The following is a 14,430-nucleotide window of genomic DNA, read 5'->3' on the forward strand; positions in this document are numbered from 1 at the left end:
CTCATCGTCCGTCAGCAGCAACTCGACTTTCGGTCTTCCTGTCCTCATGGCGGTATCTCCGTTCCCAAGATACCGCATTGGCATGCACGATTAATGCCAGAAATTAACGGGACATGACACTAGGAGCCTGTCGGACTTGGAGCGTCGAAAGCGAAAATTGGCCTCAGCGAGGACCGTTTTTGCCGAATTTGCAGCCCCATAGCCGAGCTATGGGGCAAAAAGGCGGTGAAAAATGGACCGCTGCGGTCGATTTGCAGCCGACGATTTCCAAGTCCGACAGGCTCCTAGAGACTAAAAAAGCCGTTTGCGCCCGACTGGCGTGATTTTATTGCTATCTTTAAAATAGCATTTTCGGACTGTCCTGCCCAGGCATCGGGGTAGCCTAGTGTAGCGCCATGGCCCGCTGAGGCGGACTGTCTGGCCGGGCGTCGCGAGAGGTCTCGCGCTATGGGGGCCTCAGGATTGGTCTGATGGCGCTGGGGTGCCGGCAAGGTTCTTCATCTGGCCGGTGGCTTGTTCAAGCTCGGCTGTGCGCTGGTCCACGGCTTCCCGCAGGGCTTTGCCCGGCTTGAAGTGTGGAACGCGCTTTTCGGGAATGGCCACCGCCTCGCCGCTGCGCGGGTTGCGTCCCATGCGGGGCGGTCTGTGGTTGACCGAGAAGCTGCCAAAGCCGCGGATCTCGATCCGGTGACCGCGCACCAACGCATCACCCACTGCATCCAGAATCGTCTTGACGGCAAATTCCGCGTCGCGATATGTCAACTGGCCGAAGCGGGCAGCAAGTTCTTCGACGACGTCTGAGCGGGTCATGGAATCTTGTGACATACGAGCAGGTGACGACTTGAAAAAAAGCGGGCGCCAAGATGACGCCTGCTGTCTTGCTGATTGGCCCCTGCGAGCACTCGATCGGGTGGAGCCGGGGCAACTGCGCAGGCCGCATGCGGATCGGGCCTGACAACTGCCCCAGCCGCCCGCCCGAAGGCATGGCGCGAGGGCGGGCTTTGCTTACTTTTCCGAATTGTCGAGCTTGGCGCGCAGCAGGGCTCCCAGGCTGGTGGTGCCAGCGCTTTCGCGGCTGGACTGCTGGCTCAGGCTGGCCATTGCGCCTTGCTCGTCAGCCATGTCCTTTTGCTTGATCGACAGCTGGATGTTGCGGGTCTTGCGATCGACGTTGACCACCACGGCCGTGACTTCGTCGCCTTCCTTGAGCACGTTGCGGGCATCTTCCACCCGGTCGCGGGAGATTTCCGAAGCGCGCAGGTAACCCACGATGTCGTCGCCGAGATCGATTTCAGCGCCACGGGCGTCCACGGTCTTGACCTTGCCGGTCACCGTCTGGCCCTTGTCGTTCATGGTCACGAAGGTCGTGAATGGGTCGCCATCGAGTTGCTTGATACCCAGCGAGATGCGCTCGCGGTCCACGTCCACGGCCAGCACGATGGCTTCGACTTCCTGGCCCTTCTTGTAGTTGCGCACGGCGGATTCGCCAGGCTCGTTCCACGAGAGGTCAGACAGGTGCACCAGGCCGTCGATGCCGGCAGCCAGGCCCACGAACACGCCGAAGTCGGTGATCGACTTGATCGGGCCCTTGACGCGGTCGCCACGCTTGGTGTCCTGGGCAAATTCCTGCCATGGGTTGGCCTTGCACTGCTTCATGCCCAGGCTGATGCGGCGCTTGTCTTCGTCGATTTCCAGAACCATCACTTCGACTTCGTCGCCCAGCGAAACCAGCTTGGCAGGGGCGATGTTCTTGTTGGTCCAGTCCATTTCAGACACGTGCACCAGGCCTTCGATGCCGGGTTCGAGTTCGACGAACGCGCCGTAGTCGGCAATGTTGGTGATCTTGCCGAACAGGCGGGTGCCTTGCGGGTAGCGGCGGTTCACGCCCATCCAGGGGTCGTCGCCCATTTGCTTGAGACCGAGCGAGACGCGGTTCTTCTCGGTGTCGAACTTCAGGATCTTGGCGGTGATTTCCTGGCCAGCGGTCACCACTTCGGAGGGGTGACGCACGCGACGCCATGCCATGTCGGTGATGTGCAGCAGGCCGTCGATGCCGCCCAGGTCCACGAACGCACCGTATTCGGTGATGTTCTTGACCACGCCCTGGACGATGGAGCCTTCCTTGAGGGTTTCCATCAGCTTGGCGCGCTCTTCGCCCATGGAGGCTTCCACTACGGCGCGGCGGCTGAGCACCACGTTGTTGCGCTTGCGGTCGAGCTTGATGACCTTGAACTCCATGGTCTTGTTTTCGTACGGCGTCAGATCCTTGATCGGACGCGTGTCGATCAGCGAACCGGGCAGGAATGCACGGATGCCGTTGACCAGGACCGTGAGGCCGCCCTTGACCTTGCCGCTGGTCGTGCCAGTGACGAATTCGCCGGATTCCAGGGCCTTTTCCAGGCTCATCCAGGAGGCCAGACGCTTGGCGGTGTCGCGCGACAGGATGGTGTCGCCGTAGCCGTTTTCGATGGAGCCAATGGCCACCGAGACGAAGTCACCCACTTGGACTTCGACTTCGCCCTTGTCGTTTTTGAACTCTTCCAGCGGTACATAGGCTTCGGACTTGAGGCCTGCGTTCACGACCACGAAGTTGTGCTCAACGCGCACGACTTCAGCGGTGATGACCTCACCGGGGCGCATTTCCGTGCGCTGCAAGGATTCTTCAAAAAGGGCGGCAAAAGATTCGGACATGTGTTTCCTTGCCGCAAACAGGGTTCCAGTAGCACCATTGCCACCGTTTTTATGACTGCTTGCGGTGATGTTTGCGGTGAAACCGCGGGTTAGGTTATCGATCCACATTGCCTGAGCGCTGACGCGCGAGGGGAGCACTGTGGGCCTGTTGGACAGCCTTGCGGCTGTGCCTGAAGGCCCCCGATGAAGAGGGCCTTGCACGTTTCAACCCTTCGCAGAGGCCGCGAAGGGTTGTCGCTCTTGCCACCATGCCAGCACCTGCTCGACGGCTTCATCAATCGTCAAGTGGGAGCTGTCCAGGACCAGAGCGTCCTGCGCGGGCTTGAGGGGTGCAACGCTGCGGGTGCTGTCCCTGGCGTCGCGCGCCTCAAGATCCGCGCGAAGGACTTCGATGTTAGCCGAAAAACCCTTTGAAATCAACTGTTTATGGCGCCGCTCTGCGCGGCATGCCGCGCTGGCGGTCAAATACACCTTGAGCGTGGCCCCCGGGAAGATCACGGTTCCCATGTCGCGGCCATCGGCCACCAGCCCCGGCAGGCGACGAAAACCGTGCTGCAGGTCCACCAGGGCCGCGCGCACGGCGGGCAGGGCAGACACGCGCGATGCATTCATCCCGGCCTCTTCGGTGCGTATGGTTTGTGTCACGTCGTCGTCACCGAGCAGCACATGGCCTGCCTCGAAGCGAACGGGTAGTGCGCGGGCCATGGTGGCAATGGCGCTTTCGTGGTCGGCGTCGATGGCGTAGCCAGCGCGGCCCGCCGCCAGTGCGGTGATCCGGTACATCGCACCGGAGTCGAGAAAGCGGTAGCCCAGCCGCTGCGCAACGGCTGCGGCGACGGTGCCCTTGCCCGATGCCGTGGGTCCGTCGATGCAGATGACGGGAATGAGCTCTTCCGCGACCTTCGATACCGAGAACAGGGTCTCGAAATATTCCGGAAACGTCTTGGCAACGCACTTGGGGTCTTCAATACGCACCGGCAGCCGTGCTGGATTGAAGGCTGCCAGCGAAAAGCACATGGCCACGCGGTGGTCGTCGTAGGTATGGATGCTGGCGGCCTTCCAGTCCTGCAACTGCGCGGGCGGCGTCACGCGGATGTAGTCTGCGCCTTCGTCGACGGTGGCGCCGAGCTTGCGGAGCTCGGTGGCCATGGCCGCGATGCGGTCGGTTTCCTTCACGCGCCAGCTGGCGATGTTGCGCAGCGTGGTCGGGCCGTCGGCGTAAAGCGCCATCACCGCCAGGGTCATGGCAGCGTCCGGGATGTGGTTGCAGTCGAGGTCAATCGCCTTGAGCGGCCATCCCTGGCCAGGCTGGCCCCGCCGGATGTGCAGCCAGTTGGGTCCGCCCGTCACCACCGCGCCCATGGCCCGGGCCGCGTCCACAAAGCGGATGTCGCCCTGAATGGAGTCAAGCCCCACACCACGCACGGTAATGCCAACACGGTCACTTGCCTCGGTTTGTGGTTCATTTACCCCACTTGCGCACGCTGCAATTGCCCCGAGTGCTATGAAATAGCTAGCAGATGATGCATCGGCCTCGACGTGAATTGCTCCAGGCGACTGGTAGCGGCTGCCCGCCGGGATGGAAAAGCGTTGCCAGCGGTCGTGCGCAACGCGGATCCCAAAGCGTTCCAGCAGTTGCAGCGTGATGGCGATGTAGGGCTTGGAGATGAGCTCGCCCACCACCTCGATGTCGATGGCCTGCTGCCCGGCCGCCAGGGGCAGTGCCATCAGCAGCGCGGTGAGGAACTGGCTTGATACATCGCCGCGCACCCGGATGGGGCCTGCGAGCGATAGCGCAGGCACGCCATGTCCATGGGCGATGCGCAGCGGCGGGTATCCATCATTGCCCAGGTAGTCGATCTGGCAGCCAAGCTGGCGCAGGGCATCGACGAGGTCACCAATGGGGCGTTCGTGCATGCGCGGCACGCCCGAGAGCTCGAATTGGCCGCCCAGCAAGGCCAAAGCCGCTGTGAGCGGGCGCATGGCGGTTCCAGCGTTGCCCAGAAAAAGCTTGGTGGGCGCGGCAGGCGGCCGGTCGCCCAGCCCGGTGATTCGCACGGTGCTGCCGCGCTCGCCCACCCCGCAGCCGATCAGTCGCAGGGCATCCAGCATCACGCGGGTGTCGTCCGAAGCGAGCAGGTCGTACACGGTGGTCGTTCCATGGCTCAGCGCAGCCAGCAGCAGGACGCGATTGGAGATGCTTTTGGAGCCGGGCAGATGGACTTCGCCAGCGGCGCTCTGGAGCGCTGGGAGGTCAAGGAATGCAGTGCTGAACATGGCGTTGGTACGGTAGGCGATGGCAGGACAAGTACGGGTCGGCGTCAGGGCGTCAAGGTTTCAGTTCGGGTCCTGCGCGCATGCAAGGCAAGTTGCAATGATGCAGGTGGTGGTGCGGCCCGGCATGGCTGCCGCCGTGGCGGCATGTGTGACAAACGGATGCGCCGTGCGATCGTGTGCGGCCGTCGCACCTGGGGCAAGCAGCGCAACGGTCAAACTCAGCGGGGCTTGGAGCCTCGCTGCGCACCCATGCGCCAATGCGCGCGCGTCTCGCTGGCAAGCGTCAGCATGTCTTCAACCGCCTGACCGTCACCCTTTGCCATGGCTTGCTCAATGTTCTTGAGCGCCTGCTGAAACAGTTTGGATTGCGAAAGCAGTTCTTCGCGATTGGCCAGCAGGATATCGCGCCACACCTTGGGGTCGCTGGCCGCGATGCGGGTGAAGTCACGAAACCCCGGCCCCGCCAGCGAGAGGAAATCGTCCGCTCCCGGCTGACCCATGATGCTGTTCAACAGGGCGAACGCCAGCAGATGCGGCAGGTGGCTCACGGCGGCAAATGCTGCATCGTGCGATTCGGGCGACATGCTCAATACGCGGCTGCCAAGCGCCATCCAGGTCTCCTGCGCCTTTTGCAACTGGGCGGTGTAGGTGCGCTCGATGGGGGTCAGGATCACCTGGCGGCCGCTGTAGAGGTCAGCCTCGGCGTGTTCAACGCCAGAAACCTCACGGCCGGTGATAGGGTGGGCGGGCACGAAAGAGCCGACCTGGTCCCGCAGTGCGCGGCTCGCCGCTTGCACCACATCGGCCTTGGTGGAACCCACGTCCATGATGAGCATTTGCGGCGTGACCAGGTGCTTGATCGCCTTGAGGGTGGCCTCGGTGGCAGATACGGGCACGGCCAGCAGCACTACGTCAGCACCCGCCACGGCCAGCAGCGCCGAAGGGGCCTCGACGTCGATCACGCCCATCTGGCGGGCGCGGTCGGTGGTGGAGGGCGACTTGCTGTAGCCGACCACGCGCTTGACCAGGCCCGCTTTTTTCATGGCCAGGGCGAACGAACCGCCCATCAGTCCGCAGCCAATCAGTCCCAATTGTTCAAACATGTGGACTCCTCAGGATGAGACGGGGTAGGTCCCGAGGACTTTGTAGAACGCGCACAAACTGCGGAGCTCTTCAAGCGCGCGCGCGACATGCGGTTGCGCCGGGTGTCCATCCAGATCAATGTAGAAGTAGTACTCCCACTGCCCGGTACGTGCGGGGCGGGATTCGAACCGTGTCATCGATACACCATGGGTTTTCAGCGGCACCAGCAGGTCGTGCACCGCACCGGGGCGGTTGGGCACCGAGACCACCAGACTGGTGCAGTCCTTGCCAGAGGGCGGCGGCGTCTGCAATGTGTGCGGCAGGCAGATGATGGCAAAACGCGTACGGTTGTACGCATCGTCCTGAATGGCGTGCGCCACGATATGCAGGCCGAACTGTGTGGCGGCGCGCTCGCTCGACAGCGCCGCCCAGGCCGGGTTGGTCGTGGCCAGCCGCGCGCCTTCTGCATTGCTGGAGACCGGGCGGCGCTCGGCGTGTGGCAGGTGCTTGGACAGCCACGCCTGGCACTGCGCCAGTGCCTGAGGATGGGCTAGAACCACTTGGATATCGTCGAGCGAGTTGCTGGTGCGCAGCAGGTTGTGTCGCACCAGCAGGCTGACTTCGCCCACCACATGGGTGGGTGTGTGCAGGAAAAGATCGAGCGAGCGCGTGACGACGCCCTCGGTGGAGTTTTCGACGCCCACCACGCCGTACTGTGCACTGCCCGCCGCGGTGGCGTGGAACACTTCGTCAAAATTGGCGCAGTACATCAGGTCTGCGGCCCCGCCAAAGAACTCGATGGCCGCTTGCTCGCAGAACGTGCCCTCTGGGCCCAGCACAGCCACCCGCTGCGGGGACTCCAGCGCCAGGCAGGCCGACATGATCTCCCGCCAGATGGCTGCCACATGGGCGTCCTTGAGCGGGCCGGGGTTGGCAGTCTGGATTTTTTCGATGACCTGGGCCACGCGGTCGGGCCGGAAAAAAGGTGTGCCCTCGCGCTTTTTCAGCTCGCCTACCTTCTCTGCCACCAGCGCCCGCTGGTTAAGCAGCGTGAGCAATTGCTGGTCGAGACTGTCGATCTGCACGCGCAGGCTGGCGAGATCGGGAGAGGCTTGCGGATTGTTCATGAATGGGAGAGCGTTCTGGTGTCGGCGCGCGGCTGGGTGAGAGGCAATTCTGATCCGTTCTCTCTTCAGGCGCGCTTTTGCTCAAATTCTCGCATGTAGTCCACCAGCGACTGCACCCCTTCGATGGGCATGGCGTTGTACAGGCTCGCGCGCATGCCGCCCACCGACTTGTGGCCCTTGAGCTGCAAGAGGCCTCGTTCCTTTGCGCCGGTCAGGAAGGCATCGTTGCGGCTTTCGTCGTGCAGAAAAAACGGGACATTCATGCGCGACCTGCACGGAACCGCAACCTTGTTCACGTACAGGCTGGAGCTGTCGATCGCGTCGTACAGCAGCGCGGCCTTGGCTGCGTTGCGACGTTCCATCGCGGCCACGCCGGTCAGGCCATCTTCGGTCTGGCGCTTGAGCCACTGGAACATGAGCCCGGCCATGTAGATGCTCCAGGTCGGCGGCGTGTTGTACATCGACTGGTGGTCGGCGACCGTCTGGTAGTTGAAAGCGCTGGGGCAGATGGGAAGCGCATGGCCCAGCAGGTCTTGGCGGACGACAACCAGGGTGAGCCCTGCCGGCCCTAAATTCTTCTGGGCACCACCGAACGCAAGGCCGACGCGCGTCCAGTCGACGCTGCGCGAAGCAACATGCGATGAAAAATCGATGACCAGGGGGGCATCACTGCCCAGTGCCTTCAGGTCCGGCAGCTCTTGAAACTCGACACCATGGATGGTTTCGTTGGTGCAGATGTGCACGTAGCTGGCACCACGGCTCAAGTCCCAGGTTGCAGGGTCGGGCAGGGTGCAAAAGCCGGAGGCTTCGCCAGACGCCGCGATGTTCGCCTCGGAGACGTACTTGCGCGCTTCCTGCAGGGATTTTTGGCTCCAGCTGCCCGTGAGAACAAAGTCGACGATCCCCGCGCGGGAGAGATTCATCGGGACGATGGCGTTTTCGGCCAGTCCGCCGCCCTGCATGAAAAGAACCTCGAAGTTCGACGGAATCGCCAGCAGCTCGCGCAGGTCTGACTCGGCTTGTTCGCAGATCGAGATGAACTCCTTGCCGCGGTGGCTCATCTCCATCACGCCCATTCCACAGCCATTCCAGTCAAGCATCTGCGTCGAGGCTTGCTCAAGCACCTCAAGGGGAATGGCGGCGGGACCGGCGGAGAAGTTGTAGGGACGGATCATTTTGAATGAAATGGGGTTCGAGCGCTTGCTCTGTATCATTTAGTGCTATAAAATATATAGCATCTCGATGCAGCGACCAGGACCTGGGTCATGGCGGGCAGACGGCGCATACCGGGCAAGCCCGGTGGGTTGCATCATGCGTCGGGCGTCTGCGGCGGCGCTGCATCGGCGGCGGCGCCATCGGCGGGCGCGTCGGTCTCAGCGGCGTTGGCATCGTTTTCAACGATGCGCTGCAGGCCGCTGAGCTTGGCACCTTCGTCCAGCGCGATCAGCGTCACGCCTTGCGTGGCCCGGCCCAGTTCGCGAATCTCGGACACCCGGGTGCGTACCAGCACGCCCTTGTCGGTGATGAGCATGATTTCGTCGTCCGCATGCACCAGCGTGGCTGCCACCACCTTGCCATTGCGCTCGCTTTGCTGGATGGCGATCATGCCCTTGGTGCCGCGGCCGTGGCGGGTGTATTCGACAATGCTCGTGCGTTTGCCGTAGCCGTTTTCGGTGGCAGTCAGCACGCTCTGGGTCTCGTCCTCGGCCACCAGCATGGCGATCACGCTCTGGCCGTCTTCCAGTGTCATCCCGCGCACACCGCGAGCCTGGCGGCCCAGGGGGCGCACATCGTTTTCGTCAAAGCGCACGGCCTTGCCACCATCACTGAACAGCATCACATCGTGTTTGCCATCGGTGAGCGCTGCTCCGATCAGATAGTCGCCATCGTCCAGATTCACGGCAATGATCCCGCCCTTGCGCGGGTTGCTGAACTCGTCCAGCGCAGTCTTTTTGACGGTACCCATGCTGGTCGCCATGAACACGTAGCGGTCGGCCGGGAAGGAGCGCATGTCGCCGGTAAGGGCCAGCACCACGTTGATCTTCTCGCCCTCCTGCAAAGGGAACATGTTGACGATGGGGCGTCCGCGTGAGCCGCGCGAGCCAGCCGGAACTTCCCATACCTTGAGCCAGTACAGGCGGCCCCGGTTCGAAAAGCACAGGATGTAGTCGTGCGTATTGGCAATGAAGAGCTGGTCGATCCAGTCGTCTTCCTTGGTGGCGGTTGCCTGCTTGCCGCGACCTCCCCGTTTTTGGGCGCGGTACTCATTGAGCGGCTGGCTTTTGATGTAACCGGTATGGCTGAGCGTGACCACCATGTCGGTCGGCGTGATGAGGTCTTCCGTGGAAAGGTCCTGCGCGCTGTACTCGACGACGCTGCGGCGCGCGCCCAGCTTGTGCTGGCCGAATTCCGTCCTGATTGAGCTGAGTTCGTCGCCAATGATGACCGACACGCGCTCCGGTTTGGCAAGAATGTCCAGCAGGTCTTCAATGACCGCCATGACATCCTTGTACTCTGCCACGATCTTGTCTTGCTCCAGACCCGTCAGGCGCTGAAGGCGCATCTGCAGGATTTCCTGGGCCTGGGTTTCTGACAGGCGGTACAAGCCGTCCTGGCCCATGCCGAATTCTTTTTCAAGACCGTCGGGTCGGTAGTCATCAGCATTGATCACGCCACCGTCGGCGCGGGTGCGGGTGAGCATCTCGCGCACCAGCTTGCTGTCCCACGAACGGGTCATCAGCTCCGCCTTGGCCACCGGCGGGGTCGGCGCGTTGCGGATGATGGCAATGAAGTCGTCAATGTTTGCCAGGGCAACGGCCAGACCTTCGAGCACATGGCCACGATCGCGTGCCTTGCGCAGTTCAAACACGGTGCGGCGGGTGACCACCTCGCGGCGGTGTTGCAAAAAGACGCTGATCAGGTCCTTGAGGTTGCACAAACGGGGCTGGCCATCGATCAGAGCCACCATGTTCATGCCGAACGTGTCTTGCAACTGCGTTTGCTTGTACAGGTTGTTGAGCACCACTTCGGGCACTTCGCCACGCTTGAGTTCGATGACAAGGCGCATGCCCGACTTGTCAGACTCATCCTGGATGTGGCTGATGCCTTCGATCTTCTTTTCGTGCACCAGCTCGGCCATGCGCTCTTGCAGCGTCTTCTTGTTGACCTGGTAGGGCAGCTCGTCCACGATGATTGCCTGGCGCTGGCCGCGATCGATGTCCTCAAAGTGGCATTTGGCGCGCATCACCACCTTGCCTCGGCCAGTGCGGTAGCCGTCTTTCACGCCATTGATGCCGTAAATGATGCCCGCGGTGGGGAAGTCGGGCGCCGGGATGATTTCCATCAACTCGTCGATGGTGGCATCCGGGTTGCGCAGCAAGTGCAGGCAGGCATCCACCACCTCGTTGAGGTTGTGCGGTGGAATGTTCGTGGCCATCCCCACGGCAATACCAGCAGAACCGTTGACCAGCAGGTTCGGAAGCTTGCTGGGCAATACCAGCGGTTCCTTTTCGCTGCCGTCGTAATTGGGGCCGAAGTCGACGGTTTCCTTGTCGATATCGCCCAGCATTTCGTGAGCGATCTTGGCCAGTCGGATCTCGGTGTAACGCATGGCGGCCGCGTTGTCGCCATCCACCGACCCGAAATTACCCTGGCCATCGACCAGCATGTGCCGCAGCGAGAAATCCTGCGCCATCCGCACAATGGTGTCATAAACCGCCGAATCACCATGAGGGTGGTACTTACCGATCACGTCGCCCACAATACGGGCCGACTTTTTGTACGGGCGATTCCAGTCGTTATTGAGCTCGTGCATTGCGAAAAGCACGCGCCGATGCACGGGTTTGAGGCCATCTCGCGCATCAGGCAAGGCCCGCCCGACAATCACGCTCATCGCGTAGTCGAGGTAGCTGCGCCTCATCTCCTCTTCTAGGCTGATGGGCAAGGTTTCTTTGGCGAACTGGGTCATCGGGAGCTTGGAGTGCGGTGGTTTAGGTCCATTTTAGGGCTAAGACTGTGTAGCGATGGCGCAACATATCGAGGCAAAATGGATTTCGTCGATCGGTATCTGGCGCCGCGCAGCCTCAGTTGCAATGTTGCGTCTGGCATAATGAATCGAACGCTTAGGGTGGTGGTCACCCCCAGCGTCCCGACTCGCCGCGCGGCTGCGGCTCTTTCCCCAAGAGGAGAACCATGAAGAAATTGAACAAAGTGGCGATGTTGTTTGCCTCTGCAGCGCTCGCAACCGCCGCAGGCGCTCAAACCGTCGACAACTGGAGGAACGCTTCGGGCACGGTTTGGAAAAACGGTACCAACGAATACTGCTGGCGTGACGCCAACTGGACGCCTGCCACGGCCGCTCCAGGCTGCGATGGCGCCATCGTTGCTGCGCCCGCTCCTGCTGCTGCACCAGCACCTGCCCCAGCCGCTGCCCGAGCACCCGCGCCTGCACCAGCACCTGCCCCAGCTCCAGCTCCTGCAGCCGCTACCAAGGTGACCTACGCCGCCGACGCTTTCTTTGATTTCGACAAATCGGTGCTGAAGCCAGAAGGTCGTGCAAAGCTCGACGACCTGGTCTCCAAGGTCAAGGGCATTAACCTCGAGGTGATCATCGCCGTGGGTCACACCGACTCCGTGGGCTCCGATGCTTACAACCAAAAGCTGTCGGTGCGTCGTTCTGAGGCCGTGAAGGCTTATCTGGTGTCCAAGGGCATCGAAAAGAACCGCGTTTACACCGAAGGCAAGGGCGAAAAGCAGCCTGTTGCCGACAACAAGACTTCTGAAGGCCGCGCGAAGAATCGCCGCGTGGAAATTGAGGTGGTTGGCACCCGCGCTGCCAAGTAATCTTCGGATTGCCTCCGCCGAAAGCCCCGTTTACGGGGCTTTTTTGCGTGCGTGTCCAAGAGCGTGCGCACCCTGAACACGGGGCGTCCAAATGTTGTGGCGCAGGCCTGGTGCGTTGTTAGCTGGCCGTTGGTCAAGCATCGTCTGGATGGCGCCACCAAGCGTCGCGACTGGGCATGTAACCACGAAGCGCCTGTGAGCAGGTCGACATGGCGCAGACGCGGTGGTAGCGCCTTTGCGGTGCGAGTTGGTCTTTGACCGGTTGGTGCGGATTCGCAATCATCGTCCTCAGAACGGACGCTCATGGGATGGATGTGTCCCGCGCCGATCTGGTGGGTCGGTGGGGAGGTTCGCATTGGGGCAAAATCGACGCATGAGTGAAACAGTAAATGCTGACCCGGCCGAACTCGCCAAATTCTCCGAACTGGCCCACCGCTGGTGGGATCCAGACAGCGAGTTCAAACCGCTGCATCAAATCAACCCCCTGAGGTTGGAATGGATCAACACCCTCTGCGACCTGCGCGGCAAACGGGTTCTGGATGTCGGTTGTGGCGGCGGTGTCCTGGCTGACTCGCTAGCGCGCAAGGGGGCCCAGGTGACCGGGATTGACCTTGCGTCCAAGGCCCTGCGCGTGGCCAAACTTCATGCACTGGAGGCAGGTACCACTGGCGTGGAATATCGCGAGGTGAGTGCAGAAGCCCTTGCCGATGAAGACCCGGCTGGTTACGACGTCGTCACGTGCATGGAGATGCTCGAGCACGTTCCAGATCCCGGCTCCGTGGTTCGGGCCTGTGCAAGCTTGGTCAAGCCTGGTGGTTGGGTGTTCTTCTCCACGATCAACCGGAACGCCAAGGCTTTCTTGCTTGCCATTGTGGGCGCCGAGTATGTGATGAACATGCTGCCGCGTGGTACCCACGAGTATGCAAAGATGATCAAACCGAGTGAGCTGGCGACGTACTGTCGCGCTGCCGGACTCGCTGTACACAGCACGCGCGGCCTTTCCTACAACCCGCTGACCGAGCGCTACCGGCTGAATGCAGATACGGGCGTCAACTATCTTTTCGCAACCCGTCGCTTGGCCTGATATGGTGTCTTTTAACAACGTACGTGCGGTGCTTTTCGACCTGGATGGCACTCTGATTGACAGTGCTCCTGATCTGGCCGCTGCTGCAAACGCAATGCGTGCAGTCCGAGGTTTGGAGCCACTTCCCTTCGAACGCTACCGTCCCGTTGCGGGTGCTGGTGCCCGCGGCTTGCTAGGGGTAGCTTTCGGTCTTACGCCCGACCATGACCACTTTCCTGCAATGCGGGAAGAGTTTTTCGCAAGCTATGAGTCCTGCATGATGGAGCGTACGCACGCATTTGATGGTGTGGCCGAACTGATCGACACCATCGCAACCAAAGGGCTGCTGTGGGGGGTGGTGACGAATAAGGCAACACGTTTCACAGCACCGCTGACCTCAGCGATCGACCTGTTCCGAGGCGCTGGCACGATCATCAGCGGCGACACGACGCCCCACTGCAAGCCGCACCCTGCGCCGCTGCTGGAGGCGGCTGCCCGCTTGGGGGTCACTCCTTCTCAATGCATCTACGTCGGCGACGATGAGCGAGATATGGTGGCTGGGCGAGCCGCCGGCATGGGGGCGATCGCCGCGTTGTACGGCTATCTTGGAGCCGACACGGATTTGTCTGCTTGGCCTAGCCATGGCGCAATTAAATCTCCTGGCGAGCTCTTGAATTTCCTTGGGACGGTCTAAAATGAACCTTGAGGGGCTGTCCTGGTTTCGACGTGGGTTCGGAATCGGTGTGGTGCATGTCGAGCTTGATTCACGCTCGTTAATCTCGATTTAACAAACTAACTGCAAACGACGAACGTTTCGCACTCGCTGCTTAATTGCCAGTGAGCCTTGCAACAGTCGGCCTATGGGCTGGGCAAGGGGGTTGTGAGCAATCACGACCTCCCGGCTGCAAGGATAATTACATAGGCTGGTTCTGATCCGGGTACCTTGGGTTGGGGCGAGAAACTAGGGTGCTGGCGGCCGGTGTAGCGTGCGACTGCGCGATTTCGGCGGCGAGACTCAAATCAGACCGCTAAACATGTAGATCTGCCCGATAAAGGCTTGCGGACGCGGGTTCAATTCCCGCCAGCTCCACCATCCACCAAAACAAAGGCCGCCAAGGAACACCACCTGGCGGCCTTTTTCATTTGCAAATCAGTTACCTGAATCCGTGACCTGATGGTCGATATTTTGCTGATTCTCCATTGAAGTCAACGACTTGGATGCTATGTGACGTTTCACCCAGCAGGTGAAGCGACCATGACCGACTTTGTAATCAAACAATTGCCCTACGACTTGAGCAACCAGGCCGGTCTGGCCCTGATTGGCAAGCATCTCAAGCGCATCAACAT

The 14,430-nt window shown here is 61.3% G+C and carries 10 protein-coding genes and 1 other RNA gene; 4 read left to right on the forward strand and 7 right to left on the reverse strand.

The window, feature by feature from the left end; all coding sequences use genetic code 11:
• Positions 1-456 precede the first annotated feature (456 nt).
• The 7 genes from ACK543_RS01345 to gyrA form a co-directional block, all read right to left on the reverse strand.
• The gene (locus ACK543_RS01345) at positions 457-810 is read right to left on the reverse strand and encodes an integration host factor subunit beta (protein ID WP_409941085.1); all 354 of its coding nucleotides are present in this window, start codon (positions 808-810) and stop codon (positions 457-459) included.
• A 195-nt stretch (positions 811-1,005) separates the two neighbouring features.
• Positions 1,006-2,799 (reverse strand): 30S ribosomal protein S1, encoded by a 1,794-nt coding sequence (rpsA, locus tag ACK543_RS01350; RefSeq protein WP_409941086.1) that lies wholly within the window; start codon positions 2,797-2,799, stop codon positions 1,006-1,008.
• Positions 2,800-2,895: 96 nt separating this feature from the next.
• Positions 2,896-4,968, reverse strand: a complete 2,073-nt coding sequence (locus tag ACK543_RS01355) for a bifunctional 3-phosphoshikimate 1-carboxyvinyltransferase/cytidylate kinase (protein WP_409941087.1) — start codon at positions 4,966-4,968, stop codon at positions 2,896-2,898.
• Positions 4,969-5,186: 218 nt separating this feature from the next.
• Entirely contained in the window at positions 5,187-6,071 is an 885-nt protein-coding gene (locus ACK543_RS01360; protein ID WP_409941088.1) for a prephenate dehydrogenase, read from the reverse strand.
• A 9-nt stretch (positions 6,072-6,080) separates the two neighbouring features.
• Complete coding sequence (gene pheA / locus ACK543_RS01365; RefSeq protein WP_409941089.1) at positions 6,081-7,178, reverse strand: prephenate dehydratase; 1,098 nt, start codon at positions 7,176-7,178, stop codon at positions 6,081-6,083.
• A 65-nt stretch (positions 7,179-7,243) separates the two neighbouring features.
• A complete protein-coding gene (gene serC / locus ACK543_RS01370) occupies positions 7,244-8,353 on the reverse strand; it encodes a 3-phosphoserine/phosphohydroxythreonine transaminase (protein ID WP_409941090.1) in 1,110 nt (369 codons plus the stop codon).
• Positions 8,354-8,487: 134 nt separating this feature from the next.
• Positions 8,488-11,145, reverse strand: a complete 2,658-nt coding sequence (gene gyrA / locus ACK543_RS01375) for a DNA gyrase subunit A (protein ID WP_409941091.1) — start codon at positions 11,143-11,145, stop codon at positions 8,488-8,490.
• Between the two features lie 224 nt (positions 11,146-11,369).
• Between gyrA and ompA the strand changes: the two genes are divergently transcribed.
• From ompA to ssrA, 4 genes are all read left to right on the forward strand, one after another.
• Positions 11,370-12,020: an outer membrane protein OmpA gene (gene ompA, locus ACK543_RS01380; protein ID WP_409941092.1), complete on the forward strand. Its 651-nt coding sequence runs from the start codon at positions 11,370-11,372 to the stop codon at positions 12,018-12,020.
• A gap of 373 nt (positions 12,021-12,393) precedes the next feature.
• The gene (gene ubiG / locus ACK543_RS01385; RefSeq protein WP_409941093.1) at positions 12,394-13,104 is read left to right on the forward strand and encodes a bifunctional 2-polyprenyl-6-hydroxyphenol methylase/3-demethylubiquinol 3-O-methyltransferase UbiG; all 711 of its coding nucleotides are present in this window, start codon (positions 12,394-12,396) and stop codon (positions 13,102-13,104) included.
• 1 nt (position 13,105) lies between these two features.
• Entirely contained in the window at positions 13,106-13,777 is a 672-nt protein-coding gene (gph, locus tag ACK543_RS01390) for a phosphoglycolate phosphatase (RefSeq protein ID WP_409941094.1), read from the forward strand.
• A 12-nt stretch (positions 13,778-13,789) separates the two neighbouring features.
• Positions 13,790-14,176, forward strand: a transfer-messenger RNA (tmRNA) gene (gene ssrA, locus ACK543_RS01395).
• Positions 14,177-14,430 lie beyond the last annotated feature (254 nt).

The sequence above is a fragment of the Acidovorax sp. genome (assembly GCF_046341535.1).
GTDB lineage: Bacteria > Pseudomonadota > Gammaproteobacteria > Burkholderiales > Burkholderiaceae_C > Acidovorax.

What these genes read in the sequence shown, in the direction of transcription:
- ACK543_RS01345 (WP_409941085.1), bottom strand. Translation starts at nt 810, where the DNA reads ATGACCCGCTCAGACGTCGTCGAAGAACTTGCTGCCCGCTTCGGCCAG.
- rpsA (WP_409941086.1), bottom strand. Translation starts at nt 2,799, where the DNA reads ATGTGGATCGATAACCTAACCCGCGGTTTCACCGCAAACATCACCGCA.
- ACK543_RS01355 (WP_409941087.1), bottom strand. Translation starts at nt 4,968, where the DNA reads ATGTTCAGCACTGCATTCCTTGACCTCCCAGCGCTCCAGAGCGCCGCT.
- ACK543_RS01360 (WP_409941088.1), bottom strand. Translation starts at nt 6,071, where the DNA reads ATGTTTGAACAATTGGGACTGATTGGCTGCGGACTGATGGGCGGTTCG.
- pheA (WP_409941089.1), bottom strand. Translation starts at nt 7,178, where the DNA reads ATGAACAATCCGCAAGCCTCTCCCGATCTCGCCAGCCTGCGCGTGCAG.
- serC (WP_409941090.1), bottom strand. Translation starts at nt 8,353, where the DNA reads ATGATCCGTCCCTACAACTTCTCCGCCGGTCCCGCCGCCATTCCCCTT.
- gyrA (WP_409941091.1), bottom strand. Translation starts at nt 11,145, where the DNA reads ATGACCCAGTTCGCCAAAGAAACCTTGCCCATCAGCCTAGAAGAGGAG.
- ompA (WP_409941092.1), top strand. Translation starts at nt 11,370, where the DNA reads ATGAAGAAATTGAACAAAGTGGCGATGTTGTTTGCCTCTGCAGCGCTC.
- ubiG (WP_409941093.1), top strand. Translation starts at nt 12,394, where the DNA reads ATGAGTGAAACAGTAAATGCTGACCCGGCCGAACTCGCCAAATTCTCC.
- gph (WP_409941094.1), top strand. Translation starts at nt 13,106, where the DNA reads ATGGTGTCTTTTAACAACGTACGTGCGGTGCTTTTCGACCTGGATGGC.